The 19,062-nt window shown below is 58.8% G+C and carries 16 protein-coding genes; 6 read left to right on the plus strand and 10 right to left on the minus strand.

From position 1 onward, the window contains the following. The 4 genes from purH to htpX form a co-directional block, all read right to left on the minus strand. Nucleotides 1-1,617 (minus strand): bifunctional phosphoribosylaminoimidazolecarboxamide formyltransferase/IMP cyclohydrolase, encoded by a 1,617-nt coding sequence (gene purH, locus ASE04_RS01870; protein WP_056811020.1) that lies wholly within the window; start codon nucleotides 1,615-1,617, stop codon nucleotides 1-3. A 92-nt stretch (nucleotides 1,618-1,709) separates the two neighbouring features. Beyond that, the gene (locus tag ASE04_RS01875; RefSeq protein ID WP_056811023.1) at nucleotides 1,710-3,380 is read right to left on the minus strand and encodes a heparinase II/III family protein; all 1,671 of its coding nucleotides are present in this window, start codon (nucleotides 3,378-3,380) and stop codon (nucleotides 1,710-1,712) included. Between the two features lie 110 nt (nucleotides 3,381-3,490). Continuing rightward, on the minus strand, nucleotides 3,491-4,885 hold the full coding sequence (locus tag ASE04_RS01880; RefSeq protein ID WP_200960670.1) for an RsmB/NOP family class I SAM-dependent RNA methyltransferase: 1,395 nt from the start codon (nucleotides 4,883-4,885) through the stop codon (nucleotides 3,491-3,493). Beyond that, a complete protein-coding gene (gene htpX, locus ASE04_RS01885; protein WP_056811028.1) occupies nucleotides 4,876-5,841 on the minus strand; it encodes a zinc metalloprotease HtpX in 966 nt (321 codons plus the stop codon). The genes ASE04_RS01880 and htpX overlap by 10 nt, the downstream gene beginning before the upstream one ends. A gap of 120 nt (nucleotides 5,842-5,961) precedes the next feature. Between htpX and ASE04_RS01890 the strand changes: the two genes are divergently transcribed. Both ASE04_RS01890 and ASE04_RS01895 read left to right on the plus strand, forming a co-directional pair. Beyond that, the gene (locus ASE04_RS01890; RefSeq protein WP_056811316.1) at nucleotides 5,962-6,186 is read left to right on the plus strand and encodes a DUF1674 domain-containing protein; all 225 of its coding nucleotides are present in this window, start codon (nucleotides 5,962-5,964) and stop codon (nucleotides 6,184-6,186) included. Nucleotides 6,187-6,234: 48 nt separating this feature from the next. After that, a complete protein-coding gene (locus ASE04_RS01895; RefSeq protein WP_056811032.1) occupies nucleotides 6,235-6,684 on the plus strand; it encodes a thermonuclease family protein in 450 nt (149 codons plus the stop codon). Nucleotides 6,685-6,710: 26 nt separating this feature from the next. On the opposite strand, the gene acs is transcribed toward ASE04_RS01895, so the two are convergent. Next, complete coding sequence (gene acs, locus ASE04_RS01900) at nucleotides 6,711-8,666, minus strand: acetate--CoA ligase (protein ID WP_056811035.1); 1,956 nt, start codon at nucleotides 8,664-8,666, stop codon at nucleotides 6,711-6,713. 222 nt (nucleotides 8,667-8,888) lie between these two features. On the opposite strand from acs, the gene ASE04_RS01905 reads away from it, so the two are divergent. Next, nucleotides 8,889-9,590, plus strand: a complete 702-nt coding sequence (locus ASE04_RS01905; protein WP_056811037.1) for a DUF1013 domain-containing protein — start codon at nucleotides 8,889-8,891, stop codon at nucleotides 9,588-9,590. A 56-nt stretch (nucleotides 9,591-9,646) separates the two neighbouring features. Here ASE04_RS01905 and ASE04_RS01910 read toward each other — a convergent pair whose 3' ends face one another. Both ASE04_RS01910 and ASE04_RS01915 read right to left on the minus strand, forming a co-directional pair. Further along, nucleotides 9,647-11,557 carry a propionyl-CoA synthetase gene (locus tag ASE04_RS01910; RefSeq protein WP_056811041.1) on the minus strand — a complete coding sequence of 637 codons (1,911 nt, stop codon included), beginning with the start codon at nucleotides 11,555-11,557 and terminating at the stop codon, nucleotides 9,647-9,649. Between the two features lie 81 nt (nucleotides 11,558-11,638). Further along, complete coding sequence (locus ASE04_RS01915; protein WP_056811320.1) at nucleotides 11,639-12,298, minus strand: YggS family pyridoxal phosphate-dependent enzyme; 660 nt, start codon at nucleotides 12,296-12,298, stop codon at nucleotides 11,639-11,641. Nucleotides 12,299-12,496: 198 nt separating this feature from the next. On the opposite strand from ASE04_RS01915, the gene leuS reads away from it, so the two are divergent. Genes leuS through holA form a run of 3 tightly spaced genes read left to right on the plus strand, consistent with a single transcriptional unit; the run spans nucleotide 12,497 to nucleotide 16,683 of the window. Beyond that, the gene (leuS, locus tag ASE04_RS01920) at nucleotides 12,497-15,127 is read left to right on the plus strand and encodes a leucine--tRNA ligase (RefSeq protein ID WP_056811044.1); all 2,631 of its coding nucleotides are present in this window, start codon (nucleotides 12,497-12,499) and stop codon (nucleotides 15,125-15,127) included. Beyond that, nucleotides 15,117-15,638, plus strand: a complete 522-nt coding sequence (gene lptE / locus ASE04_RS01925) for an LPS assembly lipoprotein LptE (protein ID WP_056811048.1) — start codon at nucleotides 15,117-15,119, stop codon at nucleotides 15,636-15,638. Before leuS ends, lptE begins: the two co-directional genes overlap by 11 nt. A 10-nt stretch (nucleotides 15,639-15,648) precedes the next feature. Next, complete coding sequence (gene holA, locus ASE04_RS01930; protein WP_056811051.1) at nucleotides 15,649-16,683, plus strand: DNA polymerase III subunit delta; 1,035 nt, start codon at nucleotides 15,649-15,651, stop codon at nucleotides 16,681-16,683. A 1-nt stretch (nucleotide 16,684) separates the two neighbouring features. On the opposite strand, the gene ASE04_RS01935 is transcribed toward holA, so the two are convergent. Genes ASE04_RS01935 through rsmG form a run of 3 tightly spaced genes read right to left on the minus strand, consistent with a single transcriptional unit; the run spans nucleotide 16,685 to nucleotide 19,031 of the window. Further along, entirely contained in the window at nucleotides 16,685-17,569 is an 885-nt protein-coding gene (locus ASE04_RS01935; RefSeq protein WP_056811055.1) for a ParB/RepB/Spo0J family partition protein, read from the minus strand. Nucleotides 17,570-17,600: 31 nt separating this feature from the next. Continuing rightward, entirely contained in the window at nucleotides 17,601-18,395 is a 795-nt protein-coding gene (locus ASE04_RS01940; RefSeq protein ID WP_056811058.1) for a ParA family protein, read from the minus strand. A gap of 18 nt (nucleotides 18,396-18,413) precedes the next feature. Next, a complete protein-coding gene (rsmG, locus tag ASE04_RS01945; protein WP_056811061.1) occupies nucleotides 18,414-19,031 on the minus strand; it encodes a 16S rRNA (guanine(527)-N(7))-methyltransferase RsmG in 618 nt (205 codons plus the stop codon). Nucleotides 19,032-19,062: the final 31 nt, after the last annotated feature.

Below are 19,062 nucleotides of genomic sequence, written 5' to 3' on the forward strand. Positions count from 1 at the left end.
TCAGTGGCGGAAGTGCCGCATGCCGGTAAAGACCATGGCAACGTTGTGTTCGTTCGCCGCGTCGATGACTTCCTGATCGCGCATCGAACCACCAGGCTGGATCACCGCCGTCGCCCCTGCGGATATCATCGACAGAAGGCCATCGGCAAATGGCAGGAACGCCTCAGATGCAACGGCGGAACCGTGTGTTAGCGGCGTCGACAGACCGAGCGTGCGTGCAGCCTCTTCTGCCTTCAGCCCGGCAATCCTCGCTGAATCGATGCGGCTCATCTGACCCGCGCCGATACCGGCGGTCTGGCCGTCCTTGGCATAGACGACGGCATTCGATTTGACGTGCTTCGCCACCTTGAAGGCGAACTTCATATCGGCAAGCTCCTGTGCCGTCGGCGCACGCTTGGTGACAACCTTCAGCTCCAGATCCTCGACCATACCGTTGTCGCGGCTCTGAACCAGCAGACCGCCGGAGACCGTCTTGGCGGTCAGCCCGCCGATACGGGGATCCGGCAGGCCGCCGGCAGTGAGCAGGCGAAGATTGGCCTTGCGTGCGACGATTGCCTTCGCTTCCTCGGTCACATCGGGCGCGATGATGACTTCGGTGAATAGCTTGATGATCTCTTCCGCGGTCTGGGCGTCCAAGGTCTGGTTCAGCGCAATAATGCCACCGAAAGCCGATACGGAATCGCATGCCAAGGCACGCTGATACGCCTCGAGCAGGCTGGAACCGGTGGCAACGCCACACGGGTTGGCATGCTTGATAATGGCGCATGCCGGCGATTTCTCGGGCAGGAACTCAGCGACCAGCTCGTAGGCCGCGTCGGTATCATTGATATTGTTGTAGGAGAGCTGCTTTCCCTGCAGCAGCGCTGCGGTCGCGACGCCGGGACGCTGCTCGCCGGTGACGTAAAACGCCGCCGTCTGATGCGGGTTTTCACCGTAACGCATCTCTTCCTTCAGCACGCCGCCGATGACGCGATGCCGCGGGGTCTGGATATCAAGAGCTTCCGCGAACCAGTTGGAGATTACAGCATCATAGGCAGCGGTGCGGGCATAGGCCTTGGCAGCCATGCGTTGACGAAACGCATAGGCGGTCTGGCCATTGTCGGAGGACAGCTCCGCGAGCAGCTCGGGGTAGTCGGCCGGATCCGTCAGGATGGTGACGTAGGCATGGTTCTTCGCCGAGGCACGGATCATTGCCGGCCCGCCGATATCGATGTTCTCGACAGTAGTCGGATAGTCGCCGCCGGCAGCCCGGACATCCTCGAACGGATAGAGGTTGATCACGGCAAGATCGATGCCCTCGATCCCGTGTGCCTGCATCGCTGCCTGATGCTCAGCATCGTCACGAATAGCCAGCAGGCCGCCATGCACCGTCGGATGTAGTGTCTTGACGCGACCGTCCATGATCTCCGGAAAGCCGGTCACATCAGAAACGTCGGTGACCGCAAGGCCAGCCGCCGCGATTGCCTTGTGCGTGCCGCCTGTCGACAGCAGGCGAACACCCCTTTCGACAAGGCCGCGTGCCAGCTCGACGATGCCAGTTTTATCGGACACCGACAACAAGGCGGTCTTCACGGTGACCTTATTGGGGGCGGGAATTTTCTTGGAAGCTACGGCCATTTGGCTTCTCCGTTGATCTTCGGGAGGCATCCGGCGAGGTGCGCGGAATATGGCGCCGCGTTAGCACAGCTTTGCCCCCGCGAAAACAGGCACTAGCTTCTGCGGGATAAAAACCAGCGTATTTCCGGCTTTCCGGGATGCGCGAACGCTATCTCCATCTGGTCCGAGCTGCAAATGCCTGACGCGTCGGCAAAGAACACGTCCTCGGAGAGAACGACAGTATTGCCAGGTGAGGAAAACAACCAGGTTTCCCCATCCGGCGCCGTCATCAAAACAGACTCGCGATCCATCTGCTTGAGATTGATCGAAGGGTGAGCGTGGAAGCGTGCCACAGCCTGCAGCGCTTCGCCGCCTTTGCTGTCTTCAGACATGGTAAGCGAGTCGCGGCCTGTGATGATCGATCCGGTGGCGTTCAGCGTCAACTCGCGTTCGTGCAGCGCACCGAAGGCCTTGGCGTATCCATCATGCCTTGCCTTGATGACATCGCGCCCGTCATCGGCAAGCGTTCGCTCCACCTCGACAGTCCGCACGGGATCGGTGATCACATGCGCGAGAAAGTCCGACGTTGCAAAACGGCTGGAAGATGTATCGCTGAGTGTAACCGTCGTGTGGGCCGCAGTTGTTCGGGCCATCTGGGTGTACTTCGCAGCCGCGAATTTGGGTGATCCCGCGTTGACGATGAAACGATGACGCCCGGACGACATCTCAAACGACAGGCAGCCGGCGTGAGCAGTCCGGGAGAGAGCACCCGTAGGCGGCAGTCCGGTATCGACGATGATCGCGGTTCGCCCAGCGGCCAACCGCTGATAGCGAGAGTGCGGCATGGCCTTGAAAGGCTCGCCGGCGGTCTCGTCATACCGCAGCAAGGACACGAGCTCCGTCGCCAGCGTCGACGTGGCGCCGTTAAACAGGGCGAGATCGCCGTCCTGATGCCTGAAGAACCGCAAGGCCGGATACATCCGGTCGATTCCCGAGATCAGTTTTTGCGGCAAATCGTGACCGAGATTGATGTAGGTCTGCCGGAGCGGCAGAAGATCGAGCAACAGCTCCAATCCAACGCGCGGATTCCGCGAGATGTGTCCGCCGTCGGGTAGAATCTGGCTATCGAACTCGCGATCCAACGCCTCTGCCGCCCGGCGCAAAGCGCCCTGACGGGTAGGCATTGAGACCGACGCCATGGCAAGCGCGATGCGCAGACGAAAGAGCGTTTCCCCTGGCGGGGCGTATTGCGCCATCCGGCGGAGAAAACGGACCTGAAAAGCGAGCGAGCGGACAAATCGGCGATAAAAACCGCGGTCCGAATTGTGAAGCACCACCGGTGAATGGGAAAGCCAGGCGATAACGCGTTGCGCAGTGACATCGATGTCCCACGCAAGACCTTCCATACGCGAACCATGGACGGACAGCCAACCGCTGACGATCGCCCGGGCAGCATTGGAATGCACATCGCTCTTTCGGGCACGCATGTGGCGAAGCCACCCGAAGCTATGAAGCCTGATCGCAAACGACCTGGAGGGCAGGCTCAAGGTGAACGGCGAACGCCCTCCGGTCTCCAATAGTCGTCCCGCAAGCGGGAAGCGCCCATTGACGATCTCTTCCGCGACATGTGAATCAACTGCGCGCAAATCTGTCGGAGCAACGATGAGGCGATCGGGTGCGTGTACCGTATGTCTGAACAATCGCAAGCGCAGTAGCGCGATGCGAAGGCGCATACGCCGCCAAGCCTCCCGCAGGTAAAGACCTGAAAACCGTCCGGACCACATGTCTATGTCTATCGACTCATACAGTTAGGATTGGATTAACAGGTCCGGAAACACCTGCCGTGGGCGATTCATCTTGCGACGGCTGATCGACTATGCCAGCTGCCTATCCATCAAGCAACACGACGCAGCATCGCGGCGTAAAAACCGTCGAGGCCGGAAGCAAAACCGTCAGGCGTAGCCAACATATCCGGCGTGGTGCGAAACTCACCGCTCGGCGTGATGGCACGCTCCAACCCCGGCCAGCGGCTCGGCTGGATCGCAACGCGTTCAAAGGCTGGGGTGTCAGCCAGTACGCGCGCCACCACGTCTTCCCCTTCGGCGGGATCGAGCGAACAGTTCGAAAAGACGATCACGCCACCGGTTTTGACGAGCGTCAGCGCATGGCGCAGAAGTCGCTCCTGAACGCCAGCAAGCTTTTCTATCTCCTCCGGCCCCTTGGTCCAGAGCACATCCGGGTGCCTCCGGGTGGTGCCCGTCGATGAACAGGGTGCGTCGAGAAGTATGGCGTCGAAGAGTTCGTGTGGCTGATACTTGGTCAGATCGGCGGCGACCGTCTCCGCCTCCAATCCCAGGCGATCAAGATTGCTCCGCAAGCGCCGAATGCGATTTTCCGATTGCTCGATGGCCGTCACCGTCCCGCCGGCGACGATAAGCTGAGCGGTCTTCCCGCCGGGCGCCGCGCAAAGATCAGCGACCCGCTTTCCCGTCAGATCGCCGAACAGCTTTGCCGGGATGCTGGCGGCAGCGTCCTGCACCCACCAGCTTCCCTCTTCGAAGCCTTGCAACGAAGGAATACCGCCTTCAAAGGCAGCCAGCCGAACGCCGCCGGTCGGCAGCACAAAGCCATTCAACCGTTCTGCCCAGATAGCCGCGTCGGCCTTTACGGTGAGATCGATCGACGCCGGCTCCAGCTGCGCGTTGGAAATTGCGCGTGCAGCATCAGCCCCATAGACGGCTTCAAGCCGTTGGATAAACCACTCCGGCATAACCGGAACGCTGTTGAACTGCTCCAGTATCTCGACCTTCTCTCGGCTAAGACGACGCAACACGGCGTTCACCAGCTTTGCAAAGCGGCGGTTGCGCGGATCCCGATTGGCCTGCTCGACGGCAATATCGACAGCTGCGTGGTCAGGCACGTCGAGATAGAGGATTTGCGCCGCTGCGACGGTGATGACGTGCTGAAGCGCACGCGCGCCTTCCGGCAGTGGCGAGTCGAGAAGCGACGAAACGGCAGCCTCGATACGCGGCAGATGGCGAAGTGCGCTGTTCAGAATTGCCCTGACGAGTGCCCGATCGTCTTCGGCCAAAGCCTTGTAGGCAGGGTTTCCGTGCTCATGGTCGAGAGCGCCGTCGAGCGGCAGCTTCCGATCCACAACAGCCGACAGGATCTTTGCTGCTGCGGCCCGGGCCTGCAATCCAGGCTTTTCGACCGCCTCGGTCCCATGAGACGTGGACGGTTTCTGTTTGCGAAATGGCTTCTTCTTGCCGTCTGAATTCAAGACCAGGGACCCTTTGGCGGTTGCGAGCCATCGCGGCCGAGGCCCGTATTCGGAACAGAGCGCGATTTGCGCACCGGATTAGCAGCACGAGCAGGGGACGTCGAGACGTTCATCCCGCCCCGTGCCATTTCCTCGAGGGCGGCGATCCTGTTTTCCGTGTTCGGATGGGTGGAGAAGAGATTATCCATGCCGGCGCCGGTCAGTGGGTTGATGATGAACATATGCGCGGTCGCCGGATTGCGCTCAGCGTCGGCATTCGGAATATGCGACGCGCCGCGGGCGATCTTGCTAAGTGCCGAAGCCAGCCAGAGCGGATTTCCGCAAATTTCCGCGCCACGCCGGTCTGCGGAATATTCGCGCGTACGGCTGATGGCCATCTGGACCATCATGGCCGCCAGCGGAGCCACGATCATGGCAAGCAGCACGCCGATAAATCCCAGCGGGTTGTTATTGTTGTTCTCGCGATTGCCGCCAAAGAAGAACGCGAAATTGCCGAGCATCGAAATCGCGCCTGCGAGCGTCGCGGTAATCGTCATCGTCAGCGTGTCGTGGTTTTGAACGTGTGCCAATTCATGCGCCATGACGCCGGCAACCTCTTCTGGCGATAGCGCGCTGAGAAGGCCTGTTGATGCTGCCACCGCTGCATTTTCAGGATTGCGCCCGGTCGCGAACGCGTTCGGCTGCGGGCTATCGTAAAGGTAAACCTTCGGCATCGGCAGACCGGCATTGTGCGAAAGATCGCGGATGATCGCGTAAAATTCGGGCGCGTTGCGCTCATCGATTTCCTGCGCGCGATAGGCCGAGAGCACCATCCGATCGGAATTCCAATAGGAGAAGAAGTTCATGCCCGCAGCCATCAGGAAGGCAATCATCATGCCGCCGCGGCCACCAATCATGAAACCAACCAGCATGAACAATGCCGTCATGAAGGCCAGCAACATCGCGGTACGAACAAGATTCATCGGTTTCTCCATGGCGGTTCGGACGGACTGCGTGAATTTGGGAGGTTCCAATCACGCTGCCGGCGCACTATGATTTGGTTGCTCACAGCTCATTTTCAATATTTTCAGGCACAGCACATGATGCAGGAAGCAGACAACGACAATGCGGAGCCAGTGGTCAACGATGACTCTGTGCCCCAGCGCAAAATGTTGTCACCAGCCGCCAAGCGCGCACTTGCAGAAGCGGAGGACCGCAGGAAGCAACAAGCGCCTGTAGATATGCCGAAAGAGATCGGCGGACGAGGTGGGGCGGATCCGGCACGGTTTGGTGACTGGGAGATCAATGGTCGCGCCATCGATTTCTAAGTAAATATTCCTATTGACTTGTCGTCAATATCGGAATTTATTCCTCATATGACGACACGCTCCTGTTTCCTCTTGCTCTTTGTCATCGCTTCCGCGACCAGTGCAGCGGCGCGCGATGAGGTTGAGGGCCCCGTCTCGGCGGAAATCTTGCGGGTGATCGATGGCGATACTCTCTTGGTTCAAGCGAGACCTTGGCCGCAGCAGAGCATGGAAGTCTATGTTCGCATTCGAGGCATAGATGCACCGGAGATGCACTCCAAATGCGCCGCAGTCCGACGCGCCGGCATCGATGCCCGCCAAGCGCTTGAAGAAATGACGAATGTTTCCCCGGAAATAAAGCTGACCGCGATAGCCGGCGATAAATATTTTGGACGGATTCTGGCAAGCGTGACATTGGCTGATGGGCGGAATCCGGCTCAATATCTTCTATCGACCGGAATTGTCCGTGCTTACGAGGGTGGCCGCAAACCGGCCACCCCCTGCGTGGACGAGAATTAATACGCCAGAAACCCGCGGCTTATAGCTTATGCCGTGGCTTTGTTCTGGCGGTTCGCGATCAGATCCTCGACGACAGCGGGATCTGCAAGGGTCGAAGTATCCCCCAATGCACCGAAATCATCCTCGGCGATCTTGCGCAGAATGCGGCGCATGATCTTTCCAGAACGTGTCTTCGGGAGACCAGGGGCGAATTGGATCTTGTCGGGCGCAGCAATCGGACCGATTTCAGCCCGAACATGCTTGACCAGTTGCTGGCGAAGCTCGTCGGAGCCTTCGTTTCCTGCCATCAACGTAACATAGCAATAGATTCCCTGGCCCTTGATCGGGTGCGGATAGCCGACAACCGCGGCTTCGGAAACGAGGCTATGCGAGACAAGCGCCGACTCGACCTCCGCCGTGCCTAGCCGGTGGCCTGAAACGTTCAGCACGTCATCGACGCGGCCGGTGATCCAGTAATAACCATCCTCGTCGCGACGGCATCCATCGCCGGTGAAGTATTTGCCCTTGTAGGTCGAGAAGTACGTCTGGATGAAGCGCTCGTGGTCGCCGTAGACGGTTCGCATCTGTCCCGGCCAGCTGTCGGTAATGCAGAGATTGCCGTCCGCCGCACCCTCAAGCACCTTGCCTTCGTTGTCCACCAATTCCGGCTTCACGCCGAAGAAAGGCACCGTGGCTGAACCCGGTTTCAGATCGGTTGCGCCCGGCAGCGGCGTAATCATGTGGCCGCCTGTCTCGGTCTGCCACCATGTGTCGATCACCGGGCAGCGCTTGTCGCCGACGACGTTGTAGTACCATTCCCAGGCCTCGGGATTGATCGGCTCCCCGACCGTGCCGAGCAGGCGAAGGGTCGACCGCGATGAGCGCGTGACGAAGTGATCGCCGGCGCCCATCAGCGAACGGATCGCCGTCGGCGCGGTGTAGAAGATGTTGACCTTGTGCTTGTCGATGATTTCCCAGAACCGACCCTGATCCGGGAAGTTGGGAACACCCTCGAACATCAGCGTCGTGGCGCAGTTCGCGAGCGGTCCGTAGACAATGTAGGAGTGCCCTGTCACCCAACCCACATCCGCCGTGCACCAGTAGATGTCGCCGGGATGATAGTCGAAAACATATTCATGCGTCATGGAGGCGTAAACGAGATAGCCGCCGGTCGTGTGGAGCACACCTTTGGGCTTGCCGGTCGAGCCGGACGTATAGAGAATAAAAAGGGGATCTTCCGCCTTCATCTTCACCGGCGGGCACTCCGCCTTCACCGTTGCGGTTTCCTGATGATACCAGAGGTCGCGCCCAGGCGCCCATCCGGTCTTGCCGCCGGTGCGGCGAACCACCAGCACCTTTTCGACGATCACGTGCTGGCGCGCAGCGATATGAATCGCCGTATCGGTATTGTCCTTCAACGGCACCGGTTTGCCACCGCGCACGCCTTCGTCGCAGGTAATGACGAAAGTAGACTCACAATCGACGATGCGACCGGCCAGTGCTTCCGGCGAGAAGCCGCCGAATACGACCGAATGGACGGCGCCGATGCGCGCACAGGCAAGCATCGCATAGGCCGCCTCTGGGATCATCGGCATATAGATGGTGACCCGGTCGCCCTTCTTGACGCCGTGCTTTTTCAAGACATTGGCCAGCTTGCAAACGTGCTCGTAGAGCTCGTTGTAGGTTATCTTCTTGTCGACGTAGGGATTATCGCCTTCGAAGATGATCGCGGTCTGATTTCCGTTTGTCTTCAGGTGCCTGTCGATACAGTTGTAGGAGACGTTCGTCTGTCCGTCTTCAAACCATTTGATCGAAACCTTGCCAGTGAAGGAGGTATTCTTGACCTTCGTGTAAGGCTTGAACCAGTCGATCCGCTTGCCATGCTTATCCCAGAACTTGGTGGGATTTTCGATGCTTTCCTCGTACCACTTTTCGTACTTGGCCTTATCGATAAGCGCATGGCTTTTAACCGGTTTTTGAACCGGGTAGATCTTCTCCGACATTGAAATCCTCCTCACTCGGGCATGGATCGCGGTGCCGCAATACGCACTGCAACCAGGCATTCATAGCAGTTCGCAAAGGTCCGGCAATTAGACAAAGGTCATTTCACTTACGATCAATTGCAATTATGCGTCACTGCGGTTATATAGCGCCATATTTCCCGGACATAGTGGTGACAACCCACGGATCGCGACACCGGCGCGGACGACAGAAGGACTATATCCATGGCTCAACAGCTGCTTATGCCGAAGGCGACCGCCATCTGGCTCGTCGACAACACAGCCTTGTCTTTCGATCAGATCGCCCAGTTCTGCAAACTGCATCCGCTCGAAGTCAAGGCAATTGCCGACGGCGAGGCCGCACAGGGCATCAAGGGCCTCGATCCGATCTCCACCGGCCAGCTTTCGCGCGATGAAATTGCCCGCGGCGAAAGCAATCCGGGTTACAAGCTCAAGCTTTCGGAGCCGAAGGTCCGCGTTCCCGAGTCAAAGCGCCGCGGCCCGCGCTATACGCCTGTTTCGAAGCGCCAGGATCGTCCCAATGCAATTCTCTGGCTGGTTCGTAACCATCCAGAGCTCAAGGACGCCCAGATTTCTCGCCTCGTAGGCACGACCAAGTCGACCATCGAACAGATCCGCGAACGTACCCACTGGAACGCCGCGAACCTTGCGCCGATGGATCCGGTCACGCTTGGCCTCTGCAGCCAGATCGATCTCGACATGGAAGTCGAGAAGGCTGCCAAGAACCGGCCGCTGCCGACCGCCGCCGAACTTGGCGCCACCCTCCAGTCCGCTCAGGAAACCGAACGACTGACTCCGAACTTCGAGCGCGAAGAGGAGAAGGAAATCGATGCCGATGCGGTCTTCGCAAAATTGAAGTCGCTGAAGTCCTCCACCAAGGATGAGGACGAAGACGACCAGTACTGATCCAATCGATCAGTGAAGCGTTCTGAAGACCCGGCCCCGGTCGGGTTTTTTATTGCCTACATGAGCAGACCGCCATAACCGCGCGTGCGCAGGGCAGCGGCGATTTCCTCAAGTACGGTCGGATCATCGATGGTTGCCGGCATTTTCCAGGGAAGGCCATCCGCCATCCTCTGCATCGTGCCGCGCAAGATCTTGCCGGAGCGCGTTTTCGGCAGGCGATCGACGGCGATTGCTGTTCGGAAACAGGCGACGGGGCCGATCTTGTCGCGGATCAAGGCCACCACCTCGGATTCGATGGCGCGTGTTTCCCGTGAAACACTTTTCTTGAGCACGAGCAAACCGCATGGGACTTGCCCCTTGAGCGCATCGGCAACGCCGATGACGGCGCATTCCGCGACATCAGGGTGCGTCGCGCAGACTTCCTCCATGGCGCCCGTCGATAGCCGATGGCCAGCGCAATTGATGATATCGTCGGTTCGCGACATGATGAAGAGGTAGCCATCCTCATCGACATATCCGGCATCCGCCGTCTTGTAGTAGCCGGGAAACTCTTCGAGATAGGCTTGGCGAAATCGCTCGTCAGCCTTCCACAGCGTCGGGAGGCAGCCTGGGGGGAGGGGAAGGCGCGCGACGATGTTGCCGAGCGTTCCCGGGGGAACCGGGTGACCGGCGTCGTCAAGCACGCTGATATCGTACCCCGGCATCGGCACGGACGGCGAGCCATGCTTGACCGGCAGCTGCTCTATTCCCAATGGATTCGCCACCATCGGCCATCCCGTCTCCGTCTGCCACCAGTGATCGATGACCGGTACATCAAGCATCTGCTCCGCCCATTTCAACGTTTCCGGATCGGCCCGCTCGCCGGCAAGGAACAGCGCGCGGAACTCCGGCATCGGATAGGCACGGATGAAGTTGCCCTCCGAGTCTTCACGGCGAATGGCCCGAAACGCTGTCGGCGCGGTAAAGAGAACCCGGACGCGATGCTCCGAAACGATTCTCCAGTAAGTACCGGCATCGGGCGTACCGATCGGCTTGCCTTCGAAAACAACGGTCGTCACCCCGCTCAGCAGAGGCGCGTAGACGATATAGGAATGGCCGACGACCCAGCCGATATCCGACGCGGCCCAGAAGACTTCGCCGGGCCTGACCCCGAAGATGTTGGCCATGGACCATTTCAGCGCGACCATATGGCCGCCATTGTCGCGCACCACGCCTTTCGGCTGGCCAGTCGTGCCTGACGTATAGAGGATATAGAGGGGATCGGTCGCTTTCACCGAAACACACTCGACGCCTTGCCCGCGTGCATTCGCAATCAGGCTTTCGAAATCGAGCGCGCGTCCGACTGTAAGATCCGCCGTCAACTGCGGCCGTTGCAGAACAAGGCAGTGTTGCGGCTCGATCTTTGCAAGCGCAAGCGCCTGATCGACCAGTGGCTTGTAAGGCACGACGCGCCCGGGCTCGAGACCGCAGCTGGCTGTTATGATTAGTTTCGCTTCCGAATCATCGATTCGAGATGCCAATTCATTGGCTGCAAATCCGCCGAACACGACCGAATGCACGGCGCCGATACGGGCGCAAGCCAACATCGAGAAAATAGCCTCCGGCACCATCGGCATGTAAAGGACAACCCGATCGCCCTTCTGGATGCCCAGGCGCGCAAGCACGACCGCAATTGCGTTCACCTCGCGCAAAGCGTCGTCGAACGTATAGTGGTGCTTTGTCGAACTGATCGCGCTGTCATAGATGACGGCGATATCACCACCCCTGCCTTCGGCTATGTGGCGGTCGAGACAGTTATAGCAGGTGTTCGTTTCCCCATCAGCGAACCATTGTCCGTATGGCCCACCATCCGCAGTGAATACTTGGGTCGGGCTGCGATACCAGGCGATCTCTCGCGCAGCGTCTCGCCAGAATCCTTCGGGATCGCGTCGCCATTCAGCATAGGCGCGTTCGTAAGCTCCCTGCATCTGCTCCTCCCCAGGATGTGCAACTACAGCCTCAATCTAGGGGAGGGAACGCAAGTGTAAAAGCCAGACGAAAGCAGCGTGTCAGCGAGCGCCGAATATTGCTGAACCCACCCGAACGCTGGTCGCACCGAAAGCAACCGCCGTTTCGTAGTCGCCGGACATGCCCATCGAAAGCTTTGCCACGCCGCAGCTCTTGGCGAGCTTCGCCAGCAGCGCAAAATGCGGGCCTGGATTCTCGTCGGCGGGCGGGATGCACATCAGGCCTTCGATCCTCAGGCCAAGATCACGGCGGCAAAATTCGATGAACGCAACAACGTCGTTAGGCGCGATTCCGGCCTTCTGAGGCTCAAGACCGGTATTGACCTGAACGAACAAGCGAGGGGCCTTGCGCTGAAGCTTCATTTCTTCGGCAAGTGCCCGCGCGATCTTTTCGCGGTCAACCGTTTCGATCACGTCGAAGAGCGCGACCGCCTCTGCGGCCTTGTTGGACTGCAGCGGCCCGATCAGATGCAATTCGATCCCAGCCATTTCAGATTTCAGAAGCGGCCATTTCCCTTGGCTCTCCTGAACCCGGTTTTCGCCGAATACGTGTTGGCCAGCCGCAAGCGCAGGCCTGATGGCATCGGCATCGAATGTCTTGGAGACCGCGACCAGCTGAACCGAACCGGCAATCCGCCCAGATTGGCGCTCGGCGGCATCGATCTTCGAACGCACTTCGTTCAATCGCTCTTGAAGTTCCATTTTGCGCCCCTGCGGATGGTCGAAGGAATTTCGCATTGACTAAACAGCTCACCGCAGATTGCCAAGGCCGAAAAGCCGCATTTCGTCACACAGTCGCTCCGATACGACGCTTACCATGGCCTCAAAACTTGACGCTACGGTGGTTTCATGGTGAAGGTCAGCACCAACTTCCCTTGATTTTCCGGAAATACGAATACCATGGCTACCGAACGTTATAACCCGCGCGATGCAGAGCCTCGCTGGCAGCAGAAATGGAACGAGGAGAGGGTCTTCGAGACCGACAACAACGATCCGCGGGACAAGTACTATGTGCTTGAAATGTTTCCGTATCCTTCCGGCCGTATCCATATGGGGCACGTCCGGAACTACGCCATGGGCGACGTCGTAGCGCGCTACAAGCGCGCGCGCGGTTGCAACGTGCTGCATCCGATGGGCTGGGACGCATTCGGTATGCCGGCCGAAAACGCTGCCATGGAACGCGGCGTGCATCCGGCTGCCTGGACGTACCAGAACATCGCCTCGATGAAGGCGCAGCTGAAGGCAATGGGTCTCTCGCTCGATTGGAGCAGAGAGTTCGCGACCTGCGATGTTGCTTACTATCAGCACCAGCAGCATCTCTTCGTGGACTTCCTCGAAAAGGGCCTGGTCTATCGCAAGCAATCAAAGGTGAACTGGGATCCGGTCGACAATACCGTTCTCGCCAACGAGCAGGTCATCGACGGACGCGGCTGGCGCTCCGGCGCGCTGGTGGAACAGCGGGAACTGACGCAGTGGTTCTTCAAGATCACGGATTTCAGCCAGGACCTGCTGGACGCGCTGGATACGCTCGACCAGTGGCCTGAGAAGGTGCGGTTGATGCAGAAGAACTGGATCGGCCGCTCCGAGGGGATGGCGGTCCGCTGGGCGATCGTTCCCGGCACAGCTCCCTCCGGCGAGAGCGAAGTGACGGTCTACACGACGCGCCCCGACACGCTTTTCGGGGCGTCGTTCCTGGCCATCTCCGCGGACCATCCGCTCGCCAGGGAGATTGCGGCCAAGAATCCTGCCATTGAAGCATTCTGCGAGGAATGCCGCCGCGCGGGTACGTCGCTTGCGGCCCTGGAAACCGCCGAGAAGAAGGGCATCGACACCGGTATCAAGGTGCAGCATCCGCTGGATCCGACCTGGGAATTGCCGGTCTATGTCGCGAACTTTGTATTGATGGATTACGGCACGGGCGCCATCTTCGGCTGCCCATCCGGCGACCAGCGCGACCTCGATTTCGCTCGCAGGTATAACCTTCCGGTCGTTCCGGTTGTCATGCCGACGGACGGGGACGCAGACACCTTCAGCGTTGGTGATGTTGCCTATGATGGCGACGGCGTCATGATCAATTCCCGCTTCCTCGACGGCAAGACGACGACCGAAGCATTCGATATCGTTGCTGATCGCCTCACCGCAACCGCTCTTGGCAACCAGCCGCAGGGTGAGCGGAAGGTGAATTTCCGTCTGCGCGACTGGGGTATTTCGCGCCAGCGTTATTGGGGATGCCCGATTCCGGTCATTCACTGCGAGGATTGCGGTGTCGTTCCGGTTCCGAAGAAGGACCTGCCGGTAAAACTGCCGGAAGACGTAACCTTCGATCAGCCCGGCAACCCGCTCGATCGCCATCCGACATGGCGCCACGTCGCTTGCCCGCATTGTGGCAAGGACGCGCGCCGCGAGACGGACACGATGGACACCTTCGTGGATTCCAGCTGGTACTTCACCCGCTTTACCGCACCTTGGGAGCAGGTGCCGACCGATGTTCGGGCCGCCAACCACTGGCTGCCGGTCGATCAGTACATCGGCGGCATTGAGCATGCCATCCTCCACCTCCTCTATTCGCGGTTCTTCACGCGTGCGATGCGCGAAACCGGGCATGTCGACGTCAAGGAACCCTTCAAAGGCCTCTTTACGCAGGGCATGGTGGTCCACGAGACCTATAGCCGTGGCGCCGGCATGAGCCGCGAGTGGGTTGCGCCTGCGGATATCCGTATAGAGGAACAGGACGGCAAGCGCCGCGCCTATCTTCTTTCGAATAGCGAAGAGATTTCGATCGGATCGATCGAGAAGATGTCGAAGTCGAAGAAGAACGTCGTCGACCCCGATGACATCATCGCTTCCTATGGCGCCGACACTGCACGCTTCTTCGTGCTGTCGGATTCACCGCCTGAGCGCGACGTCATCTGGTCGGAGGCCGGTGTGGAGGGCGCACATCGCTTCACGCAGCGCCTCTGGCGCCTGGTTTCCGAGGCTGCCGAGAACCTGGGCGATGTCCAGGCGACTCCGGCTAAGGAAGGCGATGCGCTAGCGATCTCCCAGATCGCTCACAAGACGCTGAAAGCCGTCCAGAACGACTACGACAAGCTCTGGTTCAACAAGGCCGTCGCGCGGATCTACGAACTGGTGAACGCTCTGGCAGCGCCGTTGAGCAACGTCGCCGCCGGTAAGGCTAGCGACGACTATCGTGCTGCCGTAAAGGATGCGACCGAAATCCTCATTCAGCTGGTTGCTCCGATGACGCCGCATCTGGCCGAGGAATGCTGGGCAACGCTCGGCTCCGGCGGCATGCTCGCCAAGCAGCCTTGGCCGACGTTCGAAGATAGCTTGGTCACCGAGAACGACGTCGTCCTGCCGGTACAGATCAATGGCAAGAAGCGCGCTGAATTGACAATCTCGCGCGACGCAGATCAGAATGCCGTTAGCGAGGCTGCGCTTGCCTTGGACGAGGTCAAGAAGGTCTTGAACGGTCAGGCACCAAAGAAGATCATCGTGGTTCCGCAAAGGATTGTGAACATTGTCGTCTAGAATCGCTTCGAAGCTGGCTCGCCGCGTAGGCCTCGCGGCAACGCTGGCAGCCACGGTTTTTCTTGCCAGTTGCCAGGTTCGGCCGCTGTATTCCGAAAGCTCCGGCGTTGCAGGAAAGCTTGAATCCGTTGCCTTCTCTGAAGCAACAAATCGCGTCGAGCAGGAAGTCAGAAACCGATTGATCTTCCTCGCCTCGCGTGGCGCAGGCGAGCCGGCGAACGCCGACTACAAGGTGGAGTTCAATGCGAAGTCGAGCGTCATCGGCACCCTGCTGATCGCCTCTTCCGACACCTCGCGCGCCGGCCGTGCGACCGTCAGCGTCGACTACACACTGAAATCGAGCAAGGACGATCATGTGATTAAGGCGGGCAACCGTTCGGTCACCGCGCTCGTGGATTTCCCTGCCCAGGAATTCGCGAAGCAACGCGCGATTCGAGACGCCGAAGATCGCGCTTCGCGCGAAGCAGCGGAATTGGTTGGAGCTGATATAGCCGCCGCGCTCGGCCGATAGGAGCACTTGTGTGGCGGAAATAAAATCGCATGAGTTTGAGGGTTTCCTCGATAAGTCCGCCCGCAACTACCGCATTTTCGTTATCTACGGCCCAGATCGGGGGCTCGTTTCCGAGCGAGCCACCCAGATAGCCGCACGCACCGGCGTAGCACTTGATGATCCGTTTTCGCTGATCAAACTTGACATCGCCGACCTGCAGCGCGACCAGGGACGTCTTCTGGATGAGGCCGGAGCGATCGGCCTTTTCGGCGGCGACAAGCTGATCTGGATTCGCGGCGGTGCCAACGAAAAATACCTAGCCGATTCGCTTGAGACTCTGGCGGCAAAGCCTCCGGAAGCAACGCACATCATCGTTGAAGCAGGTGACCTCAAGAAGGGATCGCTGCTTCGAAAGATTGTCGAGCCTTCTCGCCAGATCGCCGTCATTCCCTGCTATGCCGACGATGCGCGCGCGTTGAACGCGCTGATAGACCGGGAGCTCAGCGAGCCCGGCCTTCGGATTACGCCCGCAGCCCGGCAGGCCCTCGTAGAGTTGATCGGCGGAGACCGTATCGCCTCTCGCAATGAGCTCAGGAAACTCGTCCTTTATTGCCTCGGCCGTGAGACCATCGAAGAACATCACGTTACTGACATCATCGGCGACGCGAGCGCCATTTCCGTCGATGACGCGGTCGATGCCATTCTCAGCGGCAATTCAAACGCCTTTCTGCATGCCATGCAGAAGATCATAAGCTCGAAGACTACCGTTTTTCTGGTTCTCCAGGGATGCCTGCGGCAATTCCAGCTCATGGATTCGATGAGGATCGAGATGGACGAAAAGCGCATCCCGTCCGGGCAGGTTATGCAGACGCTCGGAAGACATATCCACTTTCGGCGCAAGCCGATCTTGGAACAGGCACTGAGGACCTGGTCTGCCGACGCCATTGCCCGCGAAATGAACCGGTTACAATCTGCAATCCTGCAGACGCGCATGCGGGCATCGTTGGAAGATACAATCGCGCTTCAGACGCTCCTGTCAACGACGCTGCAATCCGCGCGCCGCTGACCTAACGCCGCTCCAAGAGCCGGCATATTTCCTCCAGCTGCTCCAGCGACTTGTAAGAAATACGGACCTGGCCACCAGTGGCCTTGTGGTTGATGGTCACATCCAGACCAAGGGCGTCCGAAAGCGTCCGCTCGAGAGCGAGCGTGTCGGAATCCTTCTGATCTCGCTGCTGTGCCGCCAGTTTCGGTTCCGACTGCGCCTTGATGTCGTTCTGCGCCAGTCGCTCGGCGTCGCGCACTGACATCCCCTTGGAAACGATCGTGCGTGCAAGGCTCGACGGATCGGAAGTGGAGACGAGGGCACGGGCATGGCCGGCGGAAAGACTGCCGGCGGCCAACATGTCGCGCACAGGGTCGGGAAGCTTGAGCAGACGAAGGGAATTCGCCACATGACTTCTGCTCTTGCCGATAATCTCACCGAGATCATTCTGCGTATAGCCATATTCCGCGATTAGCTGTTCGTACCCAAGCGCTTCTTCCAGCGCATTGAGATCGGAACGTTGAACATTTTCAACAATTGCGATCTCAAGAGCAGTCTTGTCGTCAACGTCTCGTACGATAACAGGGATCTCTACGAGGCCCGCCAACTGCGCCGCCCGCCAACGTCTTTCGCCGGCTATGATTTCGTATCGCTCCGCGGACAGCGTGCGCACGACGACCGGCTGAACGATACCATGCTGACGGATAGAGCTTGCCAGATCGTGGAGCTCGGAATCATCAAAGAAACGACGTGGGTTACGTGGGTTTCTGCTGATGAACTCGATAGGAACCAAACGATCAGCGCTGACTGAAGGACGCGCAGCTTCCGCGGGGACCGGCTGATCCATTTCGCCGATCAACGCCGCCAAGCCGCGTCCGAGCCGTCTTTTCGAGACATCATCGTTCATAACAGGTACTCGCCGCTAACGTTGGTCTTGTCTACGCCGCCAGACGCTGCCGTTCGCGCTGGATAACTTCCGAGGCGAGCTGCAGATAGGCCTGACTTCCAGCGCACTTGAGATCGTAAAGGATAGCCGGCTTGCCATACGAAGGCGCTTCCGACACCCGAACGTTCCGAGGAATTAACGTATGATAAACCTTTTCGCCGAGGTGCGTCCGAACATCGGTCACAACCTGCTGCGCCAGATTATTTCTAGAATCGAACATCGTTAGAACGATGCCCTGAATATCAAGGTTCGGATTCACGGTCTTGCGAACCTGGTCGACCGTCTCCAGCAGCTGGCTCAGACCTTCCAATGCGAAAAATTCGCACTGAAGCGGCACCAAAACCGAGTGCGCAGCCGCCATTGCATTCATGGTCAGCAGGTTGAATGAGGGAGGGCAGTCGACGAGAATATACGAGAACCGAAACGCATCGTCGGACGCCAGCGCCTTCTTCAATTTGAAGACACGGTCGCTCTGCTGGCTGATCTCCATCTCGACGCCAAGCAAATCCATCGTTGACGGCACGATGAAAAGATTTGGAACCGCCGTCTCTTGCGCCACCTCAAAAATACCATTGTCGCCCAATAAAAGATCGTAGGAAGACAGTCGGCGGTGCTTTCTATCGATCCCCAACCCTGTGCTGGCGTTGCCCTGTGGGTCGAGATCAACGATGAGCACACGTTCACCGATAGCAGCGAGCGCCGTGGCGAGATTAATGGCAGTCGTCGTCTTACCAACGCCACCCTTCTGGTTTGCAATCGTGATGATGCGATTTCGTTCAGCAACCATGCTCAAGTGCCCGATCTGTTAGCCCAAACGCCGGAGGTTGAATATTTCCAACACCACAGATTCACGTTCGACGGCGCTATTGTGTTCTAGCAGATCGAATGACCAGCCACTACGGGCTTTCTCGATCTCGGCCCGATAATCCCGGCCTTTATGGAGATATGACCTTAATTCCGAATTCTCCAAGGACCAAGGCTCGATGTAACCGAATAACCCATTTAGATCGGAGAGCGCCCGAGCCGAGACAAAATTAGCTTTGTGAACAATGGTTGGAGCTTCCTCGATCCGAACCGGATGAACCGATCCGCGCGCACTTGTCTCCCTGAGAGCAGTTCTCAGGAACGCAGCCTTCTTGTTGTTGCTCTCGACGAGATTGACCCAGCCGTCGCCGATTTCTGCCAGGAAGATCGCGGTTATGATACCCGGAAAGCCGCCACCGCTACCGAGATCAAGCCAGGCCCCGGAGTTCGACTGCAACTGAAAGATCTGAGCACTGTCCGCAATGTGCCTGCTCCACATATCGCTGATCGTGGAGGGAGCCGTAAGATTGATCGCCTTCGCCCAACGCTGAAACAGCGCGGCAAAATGCTCCAACCGTTCCTGTGTTTCACGTGAAACACGCCGACCGTTCAAATTCATACCAGGACTCTCAAATAGTGTACTTCAGCAA

The organism is Rhizobium sp. Root708 (genome assembly GCF_001429725.1).
GTDB lineage: Bacteria > Pseudomonadota > Alphaproteobacteria > Rhizobiales > Rhizobiaceae > Rhizobium.

Bases quoted from the DNA above. Each gene is read 5' to 3' on its own strand.
- acs (WP_056811035.1), bottom strand. From the start codon at position 8,666: ATGTCGGAGAAGATCTACCCGGTTCAAAAACCGGTTAAAAGCCATGCG.
- ASE04_RS01890 (WP_056811316.1), top strand. From the start codon at position 5,962: ATGCAGGAAGCAGACAACGACAATGCGGAGCCAGTGGTCAACGATGAC.
- purH (WP_056811020.1), bottom strand. From the start codon at position 1,617: ATGGCCGTAGCTTCCAAGAAAATTCCCGCCCCCAATAAGGTCACCGTG.
- ASE04_RS01895 (WP_056811032.1), top strand. From the start codon at position 6,235: ATGACGACACGCTCCTGTTTCCTCTTGCTCTTTGTCATCGCTTCCGCG.
- htpX (WP_056811028.1), bottom strand. From the start codon at position 5,841: ATGAATCTTGTTCGTACCGCGATGTTGCTGGCCTTCATGACGGCATTG.
- ASE04_RS01940 (WP_056811058.1), bottom strand. From the start codon at position 18,395: ATGGTTGCTGAACGAAATCGCATCATCACGATTGCAAACCAGAAGGGT.
- ASE04_RS01935 (WP_056811055.1), bottom strand. From the start codon at position 17,569: ATGAACGATGATGTCTCGAAAAGACGGCTCGGACGCGGCTTGGCGGCG.
- ASE04_RS01915 (WP_056811320.1), bottom strand. From the start codon at position 12,298: ATGGAACTTCAAGAGCGATTGAACGAAGTGCGTTCGAAGATCGATGCC.
- leuS (WP_056811044.1), top strand. From the start codon at position 12,497: ATGGCTACCGAACGTTATAACCCGCGCGATGCAGAGCCTCGCTGGCAG.
- ASE04_RS01910 (WP_056811041.1), bottom strand. From the start codon at position 11,557: ATGCAGGGAGCTTACGAACGCGCCTATGCTGAATGGCGACGCGATCCC.
- rsmG (WP_056811061.1), bottom strand. From the start codon at position 19,031: ATGAATTTGAACGGTCGGCGTGTTTCACGTGAAACACAGGAACGGTTG.
- ASE04_RS01875 (WP_056811023.1), bottom strand. From the start codon at position 3,380: ATGTGGTCCGGACGGTTTTCAGGTCTTTACCTGCGGGAGGCTTGGCGG.
- ASE04_RS01905 (WP_056811037.1), top strand. From the start codon at position 8,889: ATGGCTCAACAGCTGCTTATGCCGAAGGCGACCGCCATCTGGCTCGTC.